We start from the raw sequence: 20979 nt of genomic DNA, 5'->3' as shown, positions 1-20979 counted from the left end.
TTTTATGTGCGGTAAATAAAGTAATGTTTATGATTTGTGAACAATTAGAGTATTTACAGATTAAATTACTTTGTTTATCGCCATTTTTTGTTACCACTAGCTCTTCTTGTTTAATTTACTACAGATTCTGAATTTTTTACGATACACCCATGTAACCAAAAGGCCTTTTAATAGTCTAACAGGTATAAAGTTTATTATTATGAAAAAAATCACAAGTTTTTTAATTGCAATTATAGCGACTATAGGCGTACAGGCTCAAGATTTTCAAGGAATGGCAGTATATGAGTCTAAAACTAGCCTTGACGAAGATATGTCAAGGTTTGGTAATAGAGAAATTACTCCAGAGATGAAAAAAATGATAGAAGAGCGTATGAAACAAATGCTCGAAAAAACATTTATACTCAACTTTGATAAAACAGCATCAATATACCAAGAAGAAGAAAAACTAGATTCACCTAATCAAGGCGGAGGCAGGATGCGAATGATGATGTCATCTATGACAGGTGGTGGAGGTAAACACTATAAAAATATAAAGGATAAAGTGTTTCTTATAGAAAAGGAAATTTTTGGGAAAGAATTTCTAGTTACCGATACATTGCCAAAAATTGTCTGGAAAATGGAAGGTGAGAGCAAGAAGATAGGAAACTATACTTGTTATAAAGCAACAGCAATAGTACCTGTAGATAAATCGAATATGATGAATTTTCGTCCTAAGAAAGGTGCAGAGCAAGAAATGGAAGCCAAAAACGAAGAGGAACAAAAGAGTACCAACTTTATGGATATGATAGAAATGCCAACAGAGAAAACAATAACGGCATGGTATGCTCCCGAAATACCTATAAGTCAAGGTCCTGAAAATTACTGGGGGCTGCCAGGACTTATACTCGAAGTATCAGACGGAAAAACAACTATGTTATGCTCTAAAGTGGTACTTAACGTAAAAGAAAAAGCAGCAATAAAAGCGCCTAAAAAAGGAGAAAAGGTAACGCAGGCAGAGTTTGAAGAAATTATGACAAAAAAAATACAAGAAATGCGTGAAATGTATCAAGGTCAAGGTGGTCGAGGTGGTCGTATGAGAGGTTAATACTCAATAATTTTCCGCTCATTTTATAATAATACTTACCAATACATAAATGCTAAATGATTAAATTCTTCACATCAATGTTACTGTTAGTATCAACAGTTTCATTTGCACAAAATATACGAATAGAAGGCACACTTAAAGACGATCAAGGTATAGGGCTTGAAATGGCTAATGTAATGGCTATAAATAAAGTTACTAATGCTATGGACTCTTATGCTATTACTAATGATGCAGGTAAATATCAATTGTCGTTAAAGCCTAATACAACCTATATTGTTAAAGCTAGTTACATTGGTTATACAACCTTTGAAGAAGAAATTACAACAGGTACTGATAATATTGTTAAAGACATTACACTTAATGAGGGGGTAGAACTTCAGGGCGTAGAGATAGTACACGAAATGCCTGTAACCATAAAAGGCGATACTATAGTATATAATTCAGACTCGTTTACAAACGGTTCTGAACGTAAGCTAGAAGATATACTTAAAAAACTACCAGGTGTTGAAGTAAATGATGATGGAGAAGTAGAGGTAGAAGGCAAGAAGGTAGGCAAGCTGATGGTAGAGGGTAAAGATTTTTTTGATGGAGATACCAAGTTAGGTGTAAAAAATATTCCTGCTGATGCAGTTAGTAAGATAGAAGTACTGCGTAATTATAGCGAAGTAGGGCAGCTTAGCGGTGTGCAAAACAATCAAGATAACCTAGCAATGAATATTAAGCTAAAAGATGGTAAAAAGAACTTTTGGTTTGGTAATATAACTGCAGGTGCCAGTATTGGTGATGGCGATCGTTATATCGCAGCGCCAAAAATATTTTACTACAACCCAGAATACACGTTCAATTTTATTGGAAACATGAATAATACAGGCGAATTACCATTAACAATGCGAGATTATTTTAATCTTACAGGTGGTTTTCGAAATGTAATGAAAAAAGGAGGTACATCATTTAATGTTGGCTCTAATAGCTTAGGACTTTCTTTAATGCGAAATAATAGAGCAAAAGAGATAGAAACTAAATTTGGTGCTGCCAATTTTAGTTATAACCCTACAAAAAGCTGGACAATTAGTGGTTTTGCTATAATTAATTCTAGTGATACAGAAATGGAAACCGTGAGTCGCACTACGTTGCTTAATACAGAAACAGGCGACCCTGAAACAATACAAGATGTAGAAGAGACATCGCAACAAACAAATGAGTTTGCTCTTGTAAAGCTTAGTTCTTCGTATAAACCAAATAAGAATTTGCAGTTTGATTATGATTTTTTACTAAAAACATCTAATCAAGAAGAAGCTAACGGTTTATTTTCGGTGGTAACACCCGAAACAGCGCAGAGTCAGAATGTTTATACCAATAAAAAGCAAAAGCCTTTTTCGTTTAACCAAAACTTGAATTTATATTACACGCTTGACGATAAGAATATATTTGCTTTTGAGGCACAACACTTATACCAAGACGAAGATCCATTGTATAGTGCTAATCTGGGCAATAACCCTTTTCCAGATGTTGCAGGTAGCGATCCTTCACTTTCATTGGGATTACTAGAAGCAGATAGGTATAATGTAAATCAAAACAGATTTGTAACTACCAATAAACTAGATGCTAAACTAGATTATTACTACATGGTTAATGCAAAAAGCAGTCTTAACCTTACGTTAGGTAATACCTATTCCTACCAAAATTTCAATTCTTCGATGTTTCAGTTGTTAGATGATGGTGATACTAATAACATGAGTGATAATACAAAAAATGATGTTAACTATGTTTTTAATGATGTTTTCCTCGGGGTGCATTATAGGTTTATAAAAGGTAAGTTTGAATTTAACCCTGGTGTTAGCTTACATAGTTATACTACCTATAACGATCAGTTAGATAATAAAGTTAGTAATAACTTTACTAGAGTGTTGCCTGATTTTTTTGCACAATTTCAGATAAAGAAAATGGAAAGATTGATATACAACTATTCTATGACTACTAGTTTTACAGATGTATCTGATTTTGCAAGAGGGCTAGTACTTAATAGTTATAAATCATTGTTTCAGGGAAACCCTAATTTAGATAACGGTTTATATCAAAATCATTCTCTTACATACTTTAAGTATAATATGTTCAACTTTACTCAACTCTACGGTAATGTAAACTATACCCGCCAGATGGATGCTATAAAAAGCCTTTCTTCTTTTAGTGGAATCAACCAGATAGGTACAGTAGCAAACTCTAATTTTGCCGATGAAAGTTTTACCGCTTCTGGAGGATATAACAGGAGTTTTGCCCGATTTTATAAAGCAGGATTTAATGCAAGTGTCGCATGGAGTAAGTTTAATAATTTTAGGAATGATGGGCAAAATACATCAGAACCTGCTACTATAGAAAATGCCGTTAGACAGGTAAACGAGCAGTTTACACAAAGCTATAAAACAAGTTTTTCTACTAATTATAAAACAGTACCTAATCTAGAAGTAGGATATTCAATTAGTATTAATGATTATGCCGACAGTAAATTTTATAACAGTAAACCATTTGCTAATATCAACTACTTTTTTTGGGATGCATTCACGGTAAAAGTTGATTATGAATACAATCATTATTACAACAGCGACAAGACATCAGATAACGAGTATGACTTTTTGAGTGCAGAGATAATGTATCGCAAAAAAGACAGTCACTGGGAATTTAAAGTGAGCGGAACAAACCTGCTTGATACCACATCACTTAATGATGATAGTTTTAATCAGTTCTCTACCTATACTTCGCGCTATACAGTACAGCCACGTTACTTACTACTAAACATAAGGTATAATTTATAAGGTTTTATTTTGACTACTTGGTTGCTTTTGGGTTTGTAAATTAAAACGCAAAATGAATTGATATAATTAATATATATTTGCGCAATAATTAAATGAAAATGAAAAAAATTATTTATTGCCTGTTTCTTACAGCAGCACTAATTACCTCATGTAGCTCTTCTGATGATTTTGAAGTAACAACACCAGATGGATTTGCTACTACACCTGTTTCTGGAGTTATATATGATGAAAGTTTTGTTATTGGTGGAGGTACATCAAGAGCTATTGAACTTAACGGTACATCAAGTCTTTACATTTATTTAGATGCAAATGTGATAGGTTGTGATTCTGAAGTTGAGAGTCCTATATGGATTTCTGTTCCTGCAACAGTAGGTACATACAGTAGATCTCAAGGAGAAATGACACTACAATTTAGAGATGTGAATAGTGATGATTTTGAGGGTTCGCTTGATGCAGAGATAGAAATAATATCTATTACAGAAACTACGGTTAAAGGTAAGGTGAAAGCAACAGGTTTTTATGAAGATGAAAATAACATCAATGGTACATTCGAAGTTATTTATTGCTCTCTATAAGGCATACTAAAATATATAAAAAGCCTGCTCTTATATAAGAGCAGGCTTTTTTATTTTCAAGAGTTTAGCTTTTTTATTAAAGTTCAAAAGCTTCTTTTACCTTATCTACATAGTCTAGTTTTTCCCAAGTAAAAAGTTCTACTTCCACTGTTTTTTGCTCACCGTTAGGAGCAGTAAACGTTTTAGTAACCGTTTCTGGCTTGCGCCCCATGTGTCCGTAAGCAGCTGTTTCACTATAAATAGGGTTTCTCAACTTCAGGCGTTGCTCTATAAAGTAAGGACGCATATCAAATAGTTGTTCTACTTTCTTGGCAATTTCACCATTAGTAAGGTTTACCTTTTTTGTACCATAAGTATCAACAAATATACCCATTGGTTTAGCTACGCCAATAGCATAGGATACTTGTACCAATATTTCATCTGCTACACCAGCAGCAACTAAGTTTTTAGCAATATGGCGTGTAGCATAGGCAGCACTTCTGTCAACTTTACTAGGGTCTTTACCAGAGAAAGCACCACCACCGTGTGCACCTTTACCACCATAAGTATCTACAATAATTTTACGACCAGTAAGCCCAGCATCGCCATGAGGACCACCAATTACAAATTTACCCGTAGGGTTAATATGGTATTGTATAGCATCATTAAACAGGTGTGCATACTGCGGATTATTTTTTATAATACGCGGTATTAATATCTCTTTAATATCTTTATCAATCTTTGCTAGCATAGTAGCCTCTTCAGCAAAATCATCATGTTGTGTAGATATAACAATAGCTTCAATTCTTACAGGCTTGTTGTCATCATCATACTCTAATGTTACTTGGCTTTTTGCATCAGGACGCAAGTAAGTAATCTCACTATTTTCACGGCGTAGTACAGCAAGTTCTTGTAATAATTTATGCGATAAATTTAATGCCAAAGGCATATAATCTTCAGTTTCATTAGTAGCATAGCCAAACATCATACCTTGGTCACCTGCTCCTTGCTCTTCTTTACTTTGTCTGTCAACACCTTGGTTAATGTCTTGCGACTGCTCATGTATAGCCGAAAGAATACCGCATGAGTTGGCATCAAACATATACTCACTTTTAGTATATCCTATTTTTTTAATAACCTCACGGGCTATTTGCTGTACATCAAGGTAGGTTTTAGATTTTACCTCTCCGGCAAGTATTACCTGTCCTGTAGTTACTAAAGTTTCGCAAGCTACTTTCGAATCGGGGTCGAAAGCTAAAAAGTTATCGATAAGTGCATCCGAAATCTGGTCAGCTATTTTATCAGGGTGTCCTTCACTCACTGATTCTGACGTAAATAAATATGCCATAATACTATTATAATTATTAAGGAGGAAAGAATAATGCAACGCTAAACTAAAGGGGAGAAGTATCCTGCTTTAGCATTTTTTATAGAGGTTGCAATCAGTACAAATCTTTCCTCAGAATTTATGTAGCAAAGGTATAAAACCTATTTCAAATAAAAAAAGCCTTCATCTGTTTTAAGATTTTATTAGTACTACTTACGAAAAGGTTATAATGTTAAAGTTTAATTTTTTTTTAGGTTTGTATTAAAATAGTTCCGAAGTTTGTTATCAGATAATAAGACAATAATGAAATTTATTACACGCCAATATAACTGTCATACCATGTGGAGTACATCCCAGGAGGTTACTATTGTTCTATTTTAAATTTTAAAATATATAAACACTAAGCCCTCCTGATATATCAGGAGGGCTTTTTTATTGAATACAACATAAAATAATATATAAAAAGAATGACAACATATTTCGCACATACAACAAACTACCGCCAAACCATGTGTATTACATGGATGCACTGGCTGTATACCTTGTTACCAAAGCGAAGAACGATTTGATTTTAGTATATAATTAATGTTCAGGCTCTTTTGGTAACTTCTCCAAAAGAGCCTTTTTTTTATCACAATACTCAACACAAAATAATAATAAAGCTATGAATACCGCACAACCCATAAACGTACTCGGCTATATAGGTAACAACAAGCAGTTTGTTGTAAAAACCCTGAATACTGATATTAGAATAAGCCAAAACTCAAAGCACCCTGAGCTAGAAGGTCCAAACCCATACGAATATATATTAGCAGGTTTTGCTGGCTGCATTAATGCCTTGGGGCAACTTGTAGCACAAGAGCAGGGCATATTATTAAGCTCATTACAGATAGAAATTACGGGGAGTTTAAATCAACAAGATGATGCTACCAATGTTAAACCTGGTTTTGGGAGTATAGAAATAAAGCTCAAGCCAGCGGCGGCAGTACCTGTAGAGGTATTACAAAAATGGCTTGCAGAGGTGCAGTTGCGTAGTCCTGTTTATAATACATTGGTTAACAATACACCCGTAAACTTAATATTGTTTAAAGAATTCGCATACAGCTGATAAGTAAGTTGGATTATAAGTTGTTTTTGTTTGTTTGTTTAGGAGAGCTGCCTTTGGGTCAGCCAAAGGCAGTTTCCTTTTAATGTTTAAAAAAGATTATCATGAATAACAGAATAAATATAGTACTCTTTGGTATAGGTAATATTGGGAGTGCCTTGATTAATAAGGTGGTAAAGAACAGGAAAAACCTTATACTTGACGAAAAACTCGATATACGATTCCCTATAATAACTAACTCAACTGTGGCTTTCTATGAGAAGGAAGGCGTAAACTACTCATGGGAAGCCAATTTTATTCAGTTTGGGATACCGTTTAAAATGGATGATGTTCTCAATTTTGTATATGCTTATGGTACAGAAAACCTTATTGCTATAGATGCTACTGCAAGCGATAGCCTGCCAAATGATTACCTCGACCTGATCCGTAGTGGTTTTAGTGTACTATCTATAAACGAGAAGTTAGCCAATCGTCCTGAGAACTTTGGTAAAGCAGTACAATTCCTTGCCGAAAGTCGTGGACTAGAGTATGAATATCTTACTACTAAAGGGAATAAAACAGTAGTAGCAGAGCAACTCTATAATGCGGTAATTAAAATAGCGGAGAAGCAGAGGGAATTTGTATAGTTTACGTTGATAATAACTTAGTTGCGTTTGCAAAAAAAAATATAAGTTTTTTTGTTTTAATTCTCGGGATTTTGTTATCGAGGATTATATTAAAAATAGTTTTATATATTTGTAAAATGAAAAAAGGGAAGCGCGAACTTCCCCTTCTTTAAGAGACGGTTTTGCAATTTGCATAGTTCTAATGAGAAACCCCGTCAATATTGCCCTCTAATGTGGGGTCTTGCAATAAAAGCTGAGTGTTGAGGTTTCTTACACCTCATCTAAGTATGGCAAATGAGACCAACTTTGACCACTCGTGTAATCTAAGCACTTCTAAATGATGTGCTTTTTTTATTTTCATTAAGATCCAACTACTTCCTTAATATCTGTTTCAGGAGCATCGTCAGATTTATATTCCTTATCAAAATCATTTCCATTAATCCATTCAGGCTTCCCCCACCAACTTAAGATTTGCTTATTTTCATATTTAACCATAACAAGCTTTTTATCTGTTCTCATGCGCCTCACAAGATTATCTATTTTTATGTTTTCGCCTTTATATTCTTCTAGTTTTTCAACAACTTCTTTTAATTTTACAGATTTGCTAAAAACATTTTCGAACAACCATAATATTTGCTTAACTGTACCTCCCTTCATTGGAAAAACGCCATTTATTGAAGAATCAAATATAACATTAGGTTTACTATCAACTACCTCACCGTACTCTGCTTGTAAGACTAATGATATTAATTCGGCTCGTTTTAAAAGCTCATGCCTTTTTCTGATCAAATCTTCTTTAGTATCCATAATGTGCTGAGATTTTTATTAGTAAAAATTTATTTTTAATTCAAAAAAATTAAATAACCTCTTGTTTCACTTTTTTCAGTGTTCTATACATTGAGACAAATATAAACAAAAAAATGAATTAAAAAACAACATGTATAATATGTAAATAGAGTTTAAGTAAAGTTTGTTTGATGTTGTTTGATGTTGTTTGATGTTGTTTTTATTTTTTTGATAGCTGTTTTCTCTTTGTTTATCAGTGATAATAAGATGTTTTAGAAGTTTAATGGATGTAATAAATATCTATTTAGCGTTAACAATTATGAGAAAATTGTTAATAACTAATACTTAATTAAATCAAGATTGAAATAAAAGGCAAAGTGGATTTATATCTAATCAGTTATTGTTTATGTCTATAACTCTAAAATTCTTATCGTAAAAGTTAAAGCATGAATTTAAAACAAATTTGCGTCATAAAAATTTATTTCCTTACTTTGCTCTGTTCTTACACAGACTGATATGTTATCACGAAAGGCAGAGGGAATAGACCCGATGAAGCCTTAGCAACCCTTTAACTTTTAAAGAAGGTGCTAAATTCTACCACAGTAATGCGGATAGATAACACACGTAATATTGCTTATCGCAATATTCTCACTCCCTTTTTTGATGACATATTTTTAGTAAACATTATAACTAAAAAGAATGTCAAAAATACACCAAGCATTAAAAAACAGAATACTCGTTCTCGACGGAGCAATGGGTACCATGTTGCAGCGCTATAAATTTAGCGAAGAAGATTTCAGGGGAGAGCGCTTTGCCGATTTCCCGCATTCATTACAAGGTAACAACGATTTACTATCGCTTACGCAACCCGAAGCTATAAAAGAAGTACACCGCAACTATTTTGAAGCGGGAGCCGATATTGTGGAAACCAATACCTTTAGCAGTACCACCATTGGTATGGCAGATTATCACATGGAACATTTGGTTTACGAACTCAATTATGAATCGGCGCGACTGGCACGCGAAGCAGCCGATGAATTTACACAAGCCAACCCAAATAAACCCCGATTTGTAGCAGGCTCAATAGGGCCTACTAATCGTACCGCCAGTATGAGTCCTGATGTTAACGACCCGGGCTTTCGTGCTATAACTTTTGATGAACTGGTTGTCGCCTATAAAGAACAAACTAAAGCTTTAATAGAAGGCGGTGTAGATATACTCTTGGTAGAAACCATATTCGACACCCTAAATGCCAAAGCAGCCCTTTTTGCAATCGAAGAGGTTAAAGAGGAGTTGGATGTCGATATTCCAATTATGGTAAGCGGTACAATAACCGATGCTTCGGGGCGTACGCTTTCGGGGCAGACGGTAGAAGCTTTTCTTATTTCTATTTCGCATATCCCGTTGTTAAGTATTGGTTTTAATTGCGCTTTAGGTGCTGACCAATTGAAACCGTATTTAAAACGACTGGCACACAATACTACACTAAATATATCGGCACACCCCAATGCGGGATTGCCTAATGCCTTTGGTGAATATGACCAAACTCCCGAGGAAATGCAACAACTCATAAAAGAGTATTTAGATGATAATTTGGTAAATATTATAGGTGGTTGTTGCGGTACTACGCCAGAGCATATCAGGCTGATAGCGGAAGTTGCTCAAAATTATAAACCACGAAAAGAATTTGTAGTATAATGGCAGCGAAAGATAAATATTTACAATTATCAGGGCTTGAGCCCTTAGTAGTAACACCTGAAAGTAACTTTATTAATGTAGGGGAGCGCACTAATGTTACGGGGTCTCGTAAGTTTTTGCGACTGATAAAAGAGGAGAAATATGAGGAAGCGCTGGATGTTGCCCGCGCTCAGGTAGAGGGCGGTGCACAGATTATTGATATCAATATGGATGAAGGAATGCTCGATGGCGTTCATGCCATGACAACCTTCCTGAACCTGATAGCAGCCGAACCTGATATTGCCCGTGTACCTGTAATGATTGATAGCTCTAAATGGGAAATTATAGAGGCAGGACTAAAAGTTACACAAGGCAAAAGCGTAGTAAATTCCATCAGCCTGAAAGAAGGTGAGGAGCTTTTTATCAGTCATGCTAAAAAAGTAAAACGCTATGGTGCAGCCGTTATCGTTATGGCTTTTGACGAAGTTGGTCAGGCAGATACCTACCAAAGGCGTATTGATATTTGTAAACGCAGTTATGATATTTTGGTTGATAAAGTGGGGTTTCCGCCACAGGATATTATTTTTGATCCGAATATTTTTCCCGTTGCTACAGGAATGGAGGAGCATCGTAAAAATGCTTTAGATTTCTTTCAGGCTACAAAATGGATACGAGAAAACCTGCCTTATGCCCATGTGAGTGGTGGGGTTAGTAATGTGTCTTTTTCTTTTCGAGGTAACGATAGAGTGAGGGAAGCAATGCACTCGGCATTTTTATACCATGCCATACAAAACGGAATGGATATGGGAATTGTAAACCCCGAAATGCTTGAGGTATATGATGCTATTGACAAAGAGTTATTACAGCATGTAGAAGATGTGCTGCTCGATAGGTGTGATGATGCTACCGAAAGACTTTTAGTATTAGCCGAAAACCTAAAAGGCAATGTGCGGGTAAATGAAAAACAAGCACAAGAGTGGCGCTCGCTACCCATACAGGAAAGACTTACCCATGCACTGGTAAAAGGTATTGATGAATTTATAGTACAAGATATAGAGGAAGCAAGGCAACAAGCAGCAAAACCTATTGAAGTTATCGAGATAAATCTTATGGCAGGTATGAATGTAGTGGGCGACCTTTTTGGTAGCGGAAAAATGTTTTTGCCACAAGTGGTTAAGTCGGCACGGGTAATGAAAAAAGCAGTGGCATATCTTTTACCATTTATTGAAGCAGAAAAAGATGGACGTTCTTCTAGTGCAGGTAAGGTATTGATGGCAACTGTAAAAGGCGATGTGCATGATATTGGTAAAAATATAGTAGCAGTAGTATTAGCGTGTAATAATTTCGAGATTATAGATTTGGGTGTGATGGTTCCGCCTGAAAAAATTATTGAAACTGCTATAAAAGAGCAAGTAGATATTATAGGACTTAGTGGTTTAATAACTCCGTCGCTTGATGAAATGGTATATCTCGCGAAAGAGATGGATAAACTAAACATCAGTATCCCTATCATGATAGGTGGGGCAACTACCTCGCGAGCACATACCGCTGTAAAAATAGCCCCCGAATACAGGGAAACTGTAGTGCATGTAAATGATGCTTCGCGGGCTGTAACTGTAGCGGGTAATCTGCTTAATGCCAATACTAAAATAGATTATAATGCAAAGTTGCGTGCCGAATATGATGAGTTGCGTGAAGGCTATCTTAGTCGTGCGCGCGATAAAGACTATCTTACTATAGCGCAGGCAAGAGCCAATAAATTACGATTATACTGGAATAATTTTATACCCTATAAGCCTGAGTTTATAGGGGTGGCAACTATCGAGCCTCAACTATCGGAATTAGTAAAATATATCGACTGGACACCATTTTTTAGAACATGGGACTTACATGGTAAATATCCCGCTATTTTAAACGATGAGGTAGTAGGAGAACAGGCACAATTGCTTTTTAAAGATGCACAAAAAATGTTGCGTAAAATAGTAAATGAAAATTGGCTACAAGCAAAAGGAGTCTATGGGATATTCCCTGCTAATCAGGTTCAGGATGATGATATTGAGGTATATAATGAAAAAGGCTCGGCAATAGCAAAATTTTTAACGCTTAGGCAACAATCGAAAAAAACTAAAGGTGCGTCGAATATCGCCTTAGCCGATTTTATAGCTCCAAAAGAATCAGGTAAGCAAGATTATATAGGAGCTTTTTGTGTTACTACGGGTTTTGGGACAGAGAAGAAAGCAAAAGAATTTGAAGCACAGCATGACGATTATAATTCAATTATGATAAAAGCGTTAGCTGATCGACTTGCTGAAGCCTTTGCAGAATATTTACACAAAGAAGTACGTAAGGAAACTTGGGGTTATGCTAAAAATGAAATATTGAGTAATGATGCATTAATTAAGGAAGAATATAAAGGTATCCGTCCTGCACCAGGCTACCCAGCGTGTCCTGACCATTTAGAGAAGAAAACAATTTGGCAATTACTTAATGTAGAGCAAAATACAGGTGTAAAACTGACAGAAAGCCTTGCTATGTGGCCAGCAGCATCGGTATCAGGGTATTATTTTGCACACCCTGAAAGTAAATACTTTGGGTTAGGGAAAATAAAACAAGACCAAATAAAAGATTATGCCAAACGAAGAAATATAACACTAGCAGAAGCCGAAAAATGGCTTAATCCTAATATATCAGAATAAGAAATGAAAGTAACCGAACATATAGAAAAAGCAAACGGAAAATCATTATTTTCTTTTGAGATATTACCGCCATTAAAAGGACAAAATATACAGTCTATTTTTGATAGTATTGATCCTTTGATGGAGTTTAATCCGCCGTTTATAGATGTAACCTATCATAGAGAAGAATACGAATATAAAGAATTGCCTAGCGGGCTATTAGAAAAGCGAATTGTAAAAAAACGCCCTGGTACGGTGGGTATTTGTGCCGCGATACAAAATAAGTATAAAGTAGATGCCATTCCGCATATACTATGTGGTGGATTTACTAAAGAGGATACCGAAAACTTCTTGATAGATCTCGATTTTTTGGGTATAGATAATGTATTGGCACTTCGTGGCGATGCCGTAAAAAGCGAAATTTATTTTAAACCTGAAAAAGAGGGGAATCAGTTTGCGAGCGATTTGGTTACTCAGATAGAAAACCTCAACAAAGGGCTATATCTTGATGAATATTTACAAAACACTTCGGCTACTAATTTTTGTATTGGTGTGGCAGGTTATCCCGAAAAGCACATGGAAGCCCCCAGTCTTGATAGTGATATTCATTTCCTAAAGCAGAAAATTAAAAATGGGGCTACTTATATAGTAACCCAAATGTTTTTTGACAATAAAAAGTTCTTCAATTTTGTAGCTAAATGCAGAGAAGAGGGTATTACCGTACCTATTATTCCAGGGTTAAAACCTATTTCTACCAGAAAGCAATTAAATCAAATACCGCATCGGTTTAAGGTTGACCTGCCTGATGAACTTATAATGGAAGTGGTGCGAGCAAAGGATAATGAAGCTGTTAGGCAAGTGGGGGTAGAATGGTGTATTGCACAAAGTAAAGAGCTGATTGCAGCAGGAATACCTGTACTGCATTATTATTCTATGGGAAAATCAGATAATATTAAAGCAGTAGCAAAGGCGGTTTTTTAAATTCTATTATATTTGCTTCATTAAGTTTATAATGAGGTATTTTCTTTATCTTTTACTGCTATTAACACAGTGTATATTTGCCCAGCAAGAGTCTGAAGGTAAATGCTTTGTTGATGCTAATTATTTCTATGGTAATGTAGTTCAGCACCGTAAGTCAATACAGCACCTGATAACAGGACATCCAGAAGGGGTTATTATCAGTTTTAACCGAAAAACTTTTGGCGAAAAACAGTGGGAGTCAGCTTACAATTACCCCGATTATGGTGTTTCGTTTCATTATGAAGATATGAAAAGTAAAGCCTTAGGAGAAATGTATGGGCTATATGGTCATTATAACTTTTATTTCCTGAAAAGAAACCTCGTGTTTCGCATAGGGCAAGGTGTAGCTTATAACACCAACCCTTATGATAAAGAAACCAATTTTAGGAACTATGCCTACGGGTCTAGCATTATGCCTACCACCTATTTTATGCTGAATTATAATAAACTTGATTTATGGCAAGGATTCGGTATACAGGCAGGTGTATCGTTTATACATCATAGTAATGGTAGTATGAAATCGCCTAACACAAGCACTAATACTTTAGCCATAAATGCAGGGCTTAATTATACTTTTAGCAGAGCTAAAAATCATATGTATATACCGAGACATCAAGATAGTATTGCTTATAAAGAGCCTGTGCGATATAACATAGCCTTTAGGGGAGGGGTTAACGAAAATGATGTTATAGGAGGAGAGAAGTATCCTTACTACGCTCTGTCTTTTTATGCAGATAAAAGATGGAGTAGAAAGAGTGCCTTTCAGTTAGGTGTCGATTTCTTTTGGCCTAAGTACTTAGAGGAGTATATAAAATTTAAATCAGTTGCTTTTCCTGAAGAAAATGTAGATCCCAATACCGATTATAGAAAAGTTGGAGTATTTGTAGGGCACGAATTATTTATAAATAAGCTATCACTCGAAACACAAGCAGGTATTTATGTATATGAGCCTTTTAAATCGACAGGGAGCCTGTACCAAAGGGTAGGAATGAAATATTATTTCAGTAAAAAAATATTTGGTGGATTTGGACTTAAAACGCATATGGCAAAAGCTGAAGTACTTGAGTTTACTATGGGTGTAAGACTATAAAATTATGAATTTAATACAACGATTTACAGTTTTAATACTTGTTTTGCAGTTGATGACGGCCTGCAATAATGACTCATCTCTTGAATGTTTTAAAGCAGCAGGAGATACTGTACATTATGATATGGCTGTAGCCGATTTTACTACCATACATATTTCGATGGGTATTGAGTTGGTTATAAAAGAGGGCACAGAGCAACGAGTAACGATACAGACAGGTGAGAATCTTAAAGAGTATATAACTACTAAAGTTGTCGATGGTGTGTTATTTGTTACTAACAATAATAACTGTAACTGGACACGTGACTATAACAATACCACAGTATATGTGACTACGCCACATCTAGAAAAAATATATTCTGCTTCGCAGTTTGCGGTAAAATCTGACGGATTGCTTACCTTTCCTTCTCTCGCGTTAGAGTCTGGCTTGTATAGCGAAACAGCATCGGGAGAATTTGAGTTGAATATAAATGCCGAAACTCTTGTTGTACAAGACGACCAGTTTACTTATTATAAAATTACAGGTAGTGTTACTAACCTTTTTGTGAAGTTTTATAATGGCGATTCTCGATTTGAAGGAAACGAACTAATTGCTCAAAAAGTAGAAGTTTTTCAGCGAAGCTCTAATGATATTATTATAAACCCGCAACTGGAAGTAAAAGGCACTATATACTCTACAGGTAACTTGGTGCTAAAAAATCAGCCACCTGTTATCGAGGTAGAACAAATGTACTCAGGGCATATAGTATATAACTAAAACTATCCTTCTTGGTTTTTAGTCATTTCTCTAAATACGGCTTCTAGATTTTTATTCTTCTGATTAAGTTGTAATGTTTTCAACCCATTATCATGCGCAAAGTCAAATAGGGCAGGGCGCATATCTTCTTCTGTAGAAAAAGTAAGCTCCCAAGTAAAATCGAAAGTGTTTTTATATGAAACAAGGTGAGGTATGCTTTTTATAAGCTGATCTTCAACCCTGTAATCAAAGGCTACTTCTATTACTTGCTCTTTTTCGTTTCTTAGGTTATTCAACTTACGATCGGTTACAATTTTCCCTTTATTAATAATAATAACTCTATCGCAAATAGCTTCTACCTCTTGCATAATGTGAGTAGATAAGAATACCGTTTTGTTTTTTCCAATGTTTTTTATCAACTCTCTTATCTCTACAAGCTGGTTAGGGTCAAGTCCTGTAGTAGGCTCGTCTAGTATTAGTACTTCTGGGTCATGTAGTAGTGCTGTAGCGAGCCCCACACGCTGACGGTACCCTTTAGAGAGTTGTCCTATTTTCTTATTTGCTTCAGGTGTTAAACCTGTAAGTTGTATAACTTCCTCAATACGAGACTTAGCTACTTTATAGACATCGGCATTAAAGGCAAGATATTCACGCACATACAAGTCGAGGTATAACGGGTTGTGCTCTGGCAAGTACCCTACAGCTTTTTGTACAGTTTTTTGTTGGCTTTTTACATCACTGCCATTTACAAGAGCCATACCTTCATCAGCGCTAATATAAGTAGTAAGTATTTTCATTAATGTCGATTTTCCTGCACCATTAGGTCCTAAGAAACCAACAATTTCACCTTTGTTTATGGTAAATGAAACAGCATCGAGCGCTTTTTGCGTTCCGTAACTTTTAGAAATATCCTTAACCTCTATCGACATAGCGTGTTTGTTTTAAACAAAAGTAGTAAGAATTCCATAATTTTGTACCATAATCTAGAAGATGGAAAATAATAGTGAGATGAGACAATGGGTAGACGACTTAAAGTTGTCGCATCCATTAGTAATAGCAGGGCCATGTAGTGCAGAGACTGAAGAGCAAGTATTAGACATAGCAAGGCAACTGAAAGATAGTGACGTAAGTATATACCGTGCAGGTATATGGAAACCCCGAACCCGACCAGGAGGTTTTGAGGGAGTAGGCGCTATAGGTTTAGGATGGCTGCAAAAGGCTAAAGCCGAAACAGGCTTATTAATGGCGGTTGAGGTGGCAAATGCTAGCCATGTAAAACTCGCTTTAGAGCATGATATTGATATACTATGGATAGGGGCACGTACTACTGTAAACCCATTTGCAGTGCAGGAAATTGCCGATGCACTGCAAGGCACAGATAAAATAGTATTGATAAAAAACCCTGTAAATCCCGATCTTGCTTTATGGCTTGGTGGAGTAGAGCGTATATATAATGCGGGCATTCGTAAATTGGGCGTAATACATAGAGGTTTTTCTACGTATGAAAAAACAAAGTACCGCAACATACCCGAATGGCAAATACCTATTGAACTACACGATCGTTTTCCTGATCTTCCTATAATATGCGATCCTTCGCACATTACAGGTAAGCGCGATATGATACAGCAGGTATCACAACAGGCTCTTAACTTGAATTATGACGGACTCATGATAGAGACGCATAATAATCCTGATAAGGCATGGAGTGATGCGGCACAACAGGTAACGCCTGAGTCTTTAAAGCAAATACTGCAAAACCTTATACTTCGCAAAAAAACGGATGAAACAGATGAGTTTAACAGCAAATTACAAAATTTAAGACTTCGTATTGATGAGTATGATGCAAAAATGATGGAAACATTAGGTAAGCGTATGCAAATAGCCGAAGATATAGGCGCACTAAAAAAAGAGAATAACGTAGCGGTTTTACAAAATAGACGTTGGAATGAAGTGCGCAAACGTATGCTTGCCATGGGGCTTGAAAAAGGACTTACAGAAGAATTTATAGACCGCCTTTTTAAAGCCATACATCAAGAAAGTATAGGACATCAAGAAAAAATTATTAATAACAGTAATGATGCTACTACTTAATTTATGGCAGCCAGTTATTGTATAAAGTGTTTATCTTTGCCGTTATGACAGGACTCGTTTATAAATCTACAGGAAGTTGGTATACCGTAAAAGCTGAAAATGGTACTTTTTATGAATGCCGTATAAAAGGTAAATTCCGTATTCAAGGTATTAAAAGTACTAATCCCGTTGCAGTAGGTGATATCGTTGATTTTGAAATTGAGGAAACTGGAGATGGCGTTGATGCTACTATTACTGTAATTCATGAACGTAAGAATTACATTATTAGAAAATCGGTAAACCTGTCTAAACAAGTGCATATTATAGCCTCTAACATTGATAAACTATTTCTTTTAGTTACTATTAATAACCCACCTACAACCACCAGCTTTATCGATCGTTTTTTGGTTACTGCCGAAGCCTATGGTATAGAGGCAGTACTTGTGTTTAATAAAATAGACACTTTTGATAGGGAGGCCGAAGACGAACAGTTGTACTTACAATATGTATACAGCAATATTGGTTACAAGTGTTTAAAAGTTTCTTCTACAGAGGGTAAGGGTATTGAAAAACTTAAAGCCGAAATGAAAGATAATGTAAGTATGTTTTCGGGTCATTCGGGTGTTGGTAAATCTACATTGGTAAATGCGTTACAGCCTTCATTGAGTCTTAAAACGAAGCAAATATCTGAACAGCACAGCCAAGGACAACATACTACAACTTTTGCCGAAATGTTTGATCTTGATTTTGGAGCAAAAATTATAGATACTCCTGGTATTCGAGGTTTTGGTATTGTCGATATAGAAAAAGATGAACTAGGCGATTACTTTCCAGAGTTTTTCGCGCTAAAAGAACAATGTAAGTTTAATAATTGCCTGCATAAAGAAGAACCCTATTGCGCCGTAAAAGATGCACTTGATGAAGATGAAATTGCTTGGTCGCGTTATCGTAGTTATATACAGATGCTAGAAGGCGATGATGAAAATTACCGTACCGATATTTATGGCGATGGTAAAAATAACGAATAATAAATGAGAGTAGTATTACAACGTGTAAGTGAAGCATCGGTAACTATAGAGAGTGATAAGGTAGCAGAGATAAATAAAGGGTTACTTATTCTATTAGGTATTGAAGATGCTGATACTAGTGAAGATATTACTTGGTTAACGGCAAAAATAAGTAAGCTTAGAATATTTAGTGACGAAAATGGTGTAATGAATCACTCGATTCAGGATATAGATGGCGATATTATTATCGTAAGTCAGTTTACACTACACGCTGCCACAAAAAAAGGTAATCGTCCGTCATACATAAAAGCAGCAAAGCCTGATGTTGCTATACCATTATATGAAGCTTTTATTGCTAAAATGGAGCAAGACTTAGATAAAAAGGTGCAAACAGGACAATTTGGAGCTGATATGAAAGTTAGTTTAATAAACGATGGCCCCGTTACAATATTAATAGATAGTAAAAACAGAGAATAAAATTTCCAGTTTTTATAAATTCCTCTATTTTTGACGAAAAATATTAACATGCTTTTAAGAATTTCAGTGTTGCTACTCTTTTTAGTTCAACAAAATTTATATTCTCAAGATAATTTATCGACATTAACGTTACCCGAAGCATTAAATGAAAATGCAAACGCAGTTGTACGTCTTGACGAGAAAATAATTAAAATATCATCGAAAAAATCGATGACTATCGAAACCAAGAGAATCGTTACTATTCTTAATGAATATGGTATGGGCTATATTGATGCAGCTGAGTTTTTTGATAATTCAACGCGCATTAAGTCTATAGAGGCTATTATTTATAATAGTTTTGGTAAAGAGATTAAGAAAATTAAGAAAAAAGACTTTAAAGAGCGTTCAGTTTCTCAAGGTTCAATAATAACAGATAACAGATTGCTATATCTTGACTATACGCCTGTACAATATCCTTTTACTGTTGTTTTTACCAGTGAAACTGAAAGTTCGAATACTGCATTTATACCGCGATGGATGCCAATGGAAGGTTGGTATGTAAGCACAGAGAAAGCAACTATTCGCATAACAAGCGACTCTGATTTAGGGTTTAAATACAAAACCTATAATTTTGATGAAGGAGTATTAAACACTACTGAAAAAGGAAATACTTTAACGCTATCAGTAGAAAACCTACCAGCATATAGACACGAGACTTATTCGCCATCATTATACAAAATATTTCCAAATGTCCTTTTTGGTCTTACTACTTTTAATCTTGAAGGAGTAGAAGGCGAAGCCATAAACTGGGAATCTTTTGGGACTTGGATGTATAATAATCTTTTGACAGGAACAGATGAACTGCCAAAAGAAACAGTTACTAAAATACAAGAATTAACAGCAAGTGCTAGTACTCCTCTAGAAAAAGCCAAAATAGTATATGAATATATGCAAAGTAAAACCCGCTATATAAGTATACAGCTTGGTATTGGCGGTTGGAAACCAATGCTTGCTAAAGATGTAGACAGATTAGGCTATGGCGATTGTAAAGCATTGACCAATTATACTAAAGCATTACTAAATGCTGCGGGTGTAGAAGCATATTATGCTGTGATATATGGCGACAGAGGAAAACGTGATATTATAGAAGATTTTGTGTCAATGCAGGGGAATCATGTTATACTTGCTGTGCCAGATAATAATGAGCTAGTGTGGTTAGAGTGTACAAGCCAACAGTTACCTTTTGGGTTTCAAGGTAATTTTACAGATGATAGAAGTGCGCTATTAGTAAAGCCAGAAAAAAGCTGCTTAGTACGAACATCAGTATATAATGCAAAAAACAATACCCAATTTGCAACAGGAGAATATTCCATAACATCCGATGGGGCTATTGCAGGAAGTATAAAAATAACTTCCGCAGGATTACAGTATAATGATAAGTATAGTTATGCAACTACTTCTCCAGATGATTTAGACAAGATGTACAAAAATCGTTTCAGTAATGTTAATAATCTTAAACTGAAGAAAGCAGAGGTTAAAAATGAAATTGATAAACACGAGTTTATAGAAGATATTGCTATTGAGGCAGATGGTTATGCTAATAAAAGTGGTAACAGGATATTGTTTGAAATAAATGTTTTTAATCAATCATCTGTTGTGCCACAGCGTTATAGAGATAGAAAACTACCGATGGAGATAAGAACAGGTTTTTATGACACGGATGAGGTAACGATACAACTACCAGAAGGTTTTACTATAGAAGCAAAACCAGATGATGTAACTATTACAGATAAATTTGGTGAGTATAAAACGGAATATACTATAGTAGAACCTAACAAAATGCTATACAAACGTTCGCTTATTATTAATGATGGACTTTATGAAACGGCTGATTATGAAAATTACCGCCTTTTTAGAGAAAAAATAGCACGTAATGATAATGCCAAAGTGGTACTTGTAAAAAATTAAACCAACCCTTAT

General features: G+C 35.4%; 17 protein-coding genes and 1 riboswitch. Of the genes, 14 read left to right on the top strand and 3 right to left on the bottom strand.

The features are described 5' to 3' along the window. Nucleotides 1-199: 199 nt before the first annotated feature. The 3 genes from DVK85_RS03305 (at nt 200) to DVK85_RS03295 (ending at nt 4469) form a co-directional block, all read left to right on the top strand. Nucleotides 200-1084: a GLPGLI family protein gene (locus DVK85_RS03305; protein WP_114677068.1), complete on the top strand. Its 885-nt coding sequence runs from the start codon at nt 200-202 to the stop codon at nt 1082-1084. Between the two features lie 56 nt (nt 1085-1140). Then, nucleotides 1141-3894, top strand: a complete 2754-nt coding sequence (locus DVK85_RS03300) for a TonB-dependent receptor (protein WP_114677067.1) — start codon at nt 1141-1143, stop codon at nt 3892-3894. Between the two features lie 98 nt (nt 3895-3992). Continuing rightward, on the top strand, nt 3993-4469 hold the full coding sequence (locus tag DVK85_RS03295) for a hypothetical protein (RefSeq protein ID WP_114677066.1): 477 nt from the start codon (nt 3993-3995) through the stop codon (nt 4467-4469). Nucleotides 4470-4545: 76 nt separating this feature from the next. Here DVK85_RS03295 and metK read toward each other — a convergent pair whose 3' ends face one another. Further along, entirely contained in the window at nt 4546-5796 is a 1251-nt protein-coding gene (gene metK / locus DVK85_RS03290) for a methionine adenosyltransferase (protein WP_114677065.1), read from the bottom strand. 643 nt (nt 5797-6439) lie between these two features. On the opposite strand from metK, the gene DVK85_RS03285 reads away from it, so the two are divergent. Both DVK85_RS03285 and DVK85_RS03280 read left to right on the top strand, forming a co-directional pair. Continuing rightward, complete coding sequence (locus DVK85_RS03285; RefSeq protein WP_114677064.1) at nt 6440-6883, top strand: OsmC family protein; 444 nt, start codon at nt 6440-6442, stop codon at nt 6881-6883. A gap of 101 nt (nt 6884-6984) precedes the next feature. After that, nucleotides 6985-7506: a hypothetical protein gene (locus DVK85_RS03280; protein WP_114677063.1), complete on the top strand. Its 522-nt coding sequence runs from the start codon at nt 6985-6987 to the stop codon at nt 7504-7506. 339 nt (nt 7507-7845) lie between these two features. On the opposite strand, the gene DVK85_RS03275 is transcribed toward DVK85_RS03280, so the two are convergent. Then, nucleotides 7846-8292: a hypothetical protein gene (locus tag DVK85_RS03275; protein WP_114677062.1), complete on the bottom strand. Its 447-nt coding sequence runs from the start codon at nt 8290-8292 to the stop codon at nt 7846-7848. 495 nt (nt 8293-8787) lie between these two features. Beyond that, a riboswitch (SAM riboswitch) is annotated at nt 8788-8893 on the top strand. A gap of 77 nt (nt 8894-8970) precedes the next feature. Here DVK85_RS03275 and DVK85_RS03270 point away from each other — a divergent pair. The 5 genes from DVK85_RS03270 to DVK85_RS03250 are packed head-to-tail and all read left to right on the top strand — an operon-like array spanning nt 8971 to nt 15487. Continuing rightward, on the top strand, nt 8971-9969 hold the full coding sequence (locus tag DVK85_RS03270; RefSeq protein WP_114677061.1) for a homocysteine S-methyltransferase family protein: 999 nt from the start codon (nt 8971-8973) through the stop codon (nt 9967-9969). After that, the gene (gene metH, locus DVK85_RS03265) at nt 9969-12644 is read left to right on the top strand and encodes a methionine synthase (protein WP_114677060.1); all 2676 of its coding nucleotides are present in this window, start codon (nt 9969-9971) and stop codon (nt 12642-12644) included. Before DVK85_RS03270 ends, metH begins: the two co-directional genes overlap by 1 nt. A 3-nt stretch (nt 12645-12647) precedes the next feature. After that, the gene (gene metF / locus DVK85_RS03260) at nt 12648-13604 is read left to right on the top strand and encodes a methylenetetrahydrofolate reductase [NAD(P)H] (protein WP_114677059.1); all 957 of its coding nucleotides are present in this window, start codon (nt 12648-12650) and stop codon (nt 13602-13604) included. A 31-nt stretch (nt 13605-13635) separates the two neighbouring features. Next, nucleotides 13636-14733 carry an acyloxyacyl hydrolase gene (locus DVK85_RS03255; RefSeq protein ID WP_114677058.1) on the top strand — a complete coding sequence of 366 codons (1098 nt, stop codon included), beginning with the start codon at nt 13636-13638 and terminating at the stop codon, nt 14731-14733. 4 nt (nt 14734-14737) lie between these two features. Next, a complete protein-coding gene (locus DVK85_RS03250; protein ID WP_114677057.1) occupies nt 14738-15487 on the top strand; it encodes a head GIN domain-containing protein in 750 nt (249 codons plus the stop codon). A gap of 2 nt (nt 15488-15489) precedes the next feature. On the opposite strand, the gene gldA is transcribed toward DVK85_RS03250, so the two are convergent. Next, nucleotides 15490-16395: a gliding motility-associated ABC transporter ATP-binding subunit GldA gene (gene gldA / locus DVK85_RS03245; RefSeq protein WP_114677056.1), complete on the bottom strand. Its 906-nt coding sequence runs from the start codon at nt 16393-16395 to the stop codon at nt 15490-15492. A 61-nt stretch (nt 16396-16456) separates the two neighbouring features. Here gldA and DVK85_RS03240 point away from each other — a divergent pair, with 61 nt between their 5' ends. From DVK85_RS03240 to DVK85_RS03225, 4 genes are read left to right on the top strand one after another with little or no spacing between them, the layout of a single operon-like run. Then, the gene (locus DVK85_RS03240) at nt 16457-17557 is read left to right on the top strand and encodes a bifunctional 3-deoxy-7-phosphoheptulonate synthase/chorismate mutase type II (protein WP_114677055.1); all 1101 of its coding nucleotides are present in this window, start codon (nt 16457-16459) and stop codon (nt 17555-17557) included. 44 nt (nt 17558-17601) lie between these two features. After that, nucleotides 17602-18564 (top strand): ribosome small subunit-dependent GTPase A, encoded by a 963-nt coding sequence (gene rsgA / locus DVK85_RS03235; RefSeq protein ID WP_114677054.1) that lies wholly within the window; start codon nt 17602-17604, stop codon nt 18562-18564. 3 nt (nt 18565-18567) lie between these two features. Further along, complete coding sequence (gene dtd / locus DVK85_RS03230) at nt 18568-19020, top strand: D-aminoacyl-tRNA deacylase (protein ID WP_114677053.1); 453 nt, start codon at nt 18568-18570, stop codon at nt 19018-19020. 48 nt (nt 19021-19068) lie between these two features. Beyond that, entirely contained in the window at nt 19069-20967 is a 1899-nt protein-coding gene (locus DVK85_RS03225) for a DUF3857 domain-containing protein (RefSeq protein ID WP_114677052.1), read from the top strand. The last annotated feature ends 12 nt before the right edge of the window (nt 20968-20979 follow it).

It is taken from the genome of Flavobacterium arcticum (assembly GCF_003344925.1).
Taxonomy (GTDB): Bacteria; Bacteroidota; Bacteroidia; order Flavobacteriales; family Flavobacteriaceae; genus Flavobacterium; species Flavobacterium arcticum.
The sequence above is the reverse complement of the archived record's forward strand: the minus strand, read 5'-3'. Positions and strand labels throughout refer to the sequence as shown.

Coding starts and splice junctions, on each gene's coding strand:
- DVK85_RS03305 (WP_114677068.1), top strand. CDS start 200: ATGAAAAAAATCACAAGTTTTTTAATTGCAATTATAGCGACTATAGGC.
- DVK85_RS03300 (WP_114677067.1), top strand. CDS start 1,141: ATGATTAAATTCTTCACATCAATGTTACTGTTAGTATCAACAGTTTCA.
- DVK85_RS03295 (WP_114677066.1), top strand. CDS start 3,993: ATGAAAAAAATTATTTATTGCCTGTTTCTTACAGCAGCACTAATTACC.
- metK (WP_114677065.1), bottom strand. CDS start 5,796: ATGGCATATTTATTTACGTCAGAATCAGTGAGTGAAGGACACCCTGAT.
- DVK85_RS03285 (WP_114677064.1), top strand. CDS start 6,440: ATGAATACCGCACAACCCATAAACGTACTCGGCTATATAGGTAACAAC.
- DVK85_RS03280 (WP_114677063.1), top strand. CDS start 6,985: ATGAATAACAGAATAAATATAGTACTCTTTGGTATAGGTAATATTGGG.
- DVK85_RS03275 (WP_114677062.1), bottom strand. CDS start 8,292: ATGGATACTAAAGAAGATTTGATCAGAAAAAGGCATGAGCTTTTAAAA.
- DVK85_RS03270 (WP_114677061.1), top strand. CDS start 8,971: ATGTCAAAAATACACCAAGCATTAAAAAACAGAATACTCGTTCTCGAC.
- metH (WP_114677060.1), top strand. CDS start 9,969: ATGGCAGCGAAAGATAAATATTTACAATTATCAGGGCTTGAGCCCTTA.
- metF (WP_114677059.1), top strand. CDS start 12,648: ATGAAAGTAACCGAACATATAGAAAAAGCAAACGGAAAATCATTATTT.
- DVK85_RS03255 (WP_114677058.1), top strand. CDS start 13,636: ATGAGGTATTTTCTTTATCTTTTACTGCTATTAACACAGTGTATATTT.
- DVK85_RS03250 (WP_114677057.1), top strand. CDS start 14,738: ATGAATTTAATACAACGATTTACAGTTTTAATACTTGTTTTGCAGTTG.
- gldA (WP_114677056.1), bottom strand. CDS start 16,395: ATGTCGATAGAGGTTAAGGATATTTCTAAAAGTTACGGAACGCAAAAA.
- DVK85_RS03240 (WP_114677055.1), top strand. CDS start 16,457: ATGGAAAATAATAGTGAGATGAGACAATGGGTAGACGACTTAAAGTTG.
- rsgA (WP_114677054.1), top strand. CDS start 17,602: ATGACAGGACTCGTTTATAAATCTACAGGAAGTTGGTATACCGTAAAA.
- dtd (WP_114677053.1), top strand. CDS start 18,568: ATGAGAGTAGTATTACAACGTGTAAGTGAAGCATCGGTAACTATAGAG.
- DVK85_RS03225 (WP_114677052.1), top strand. CDS start 19,069: ATGCTTTTAAGAATTTCAGTGTTGCTACTCTTTTTAGTTCAACAAAAT.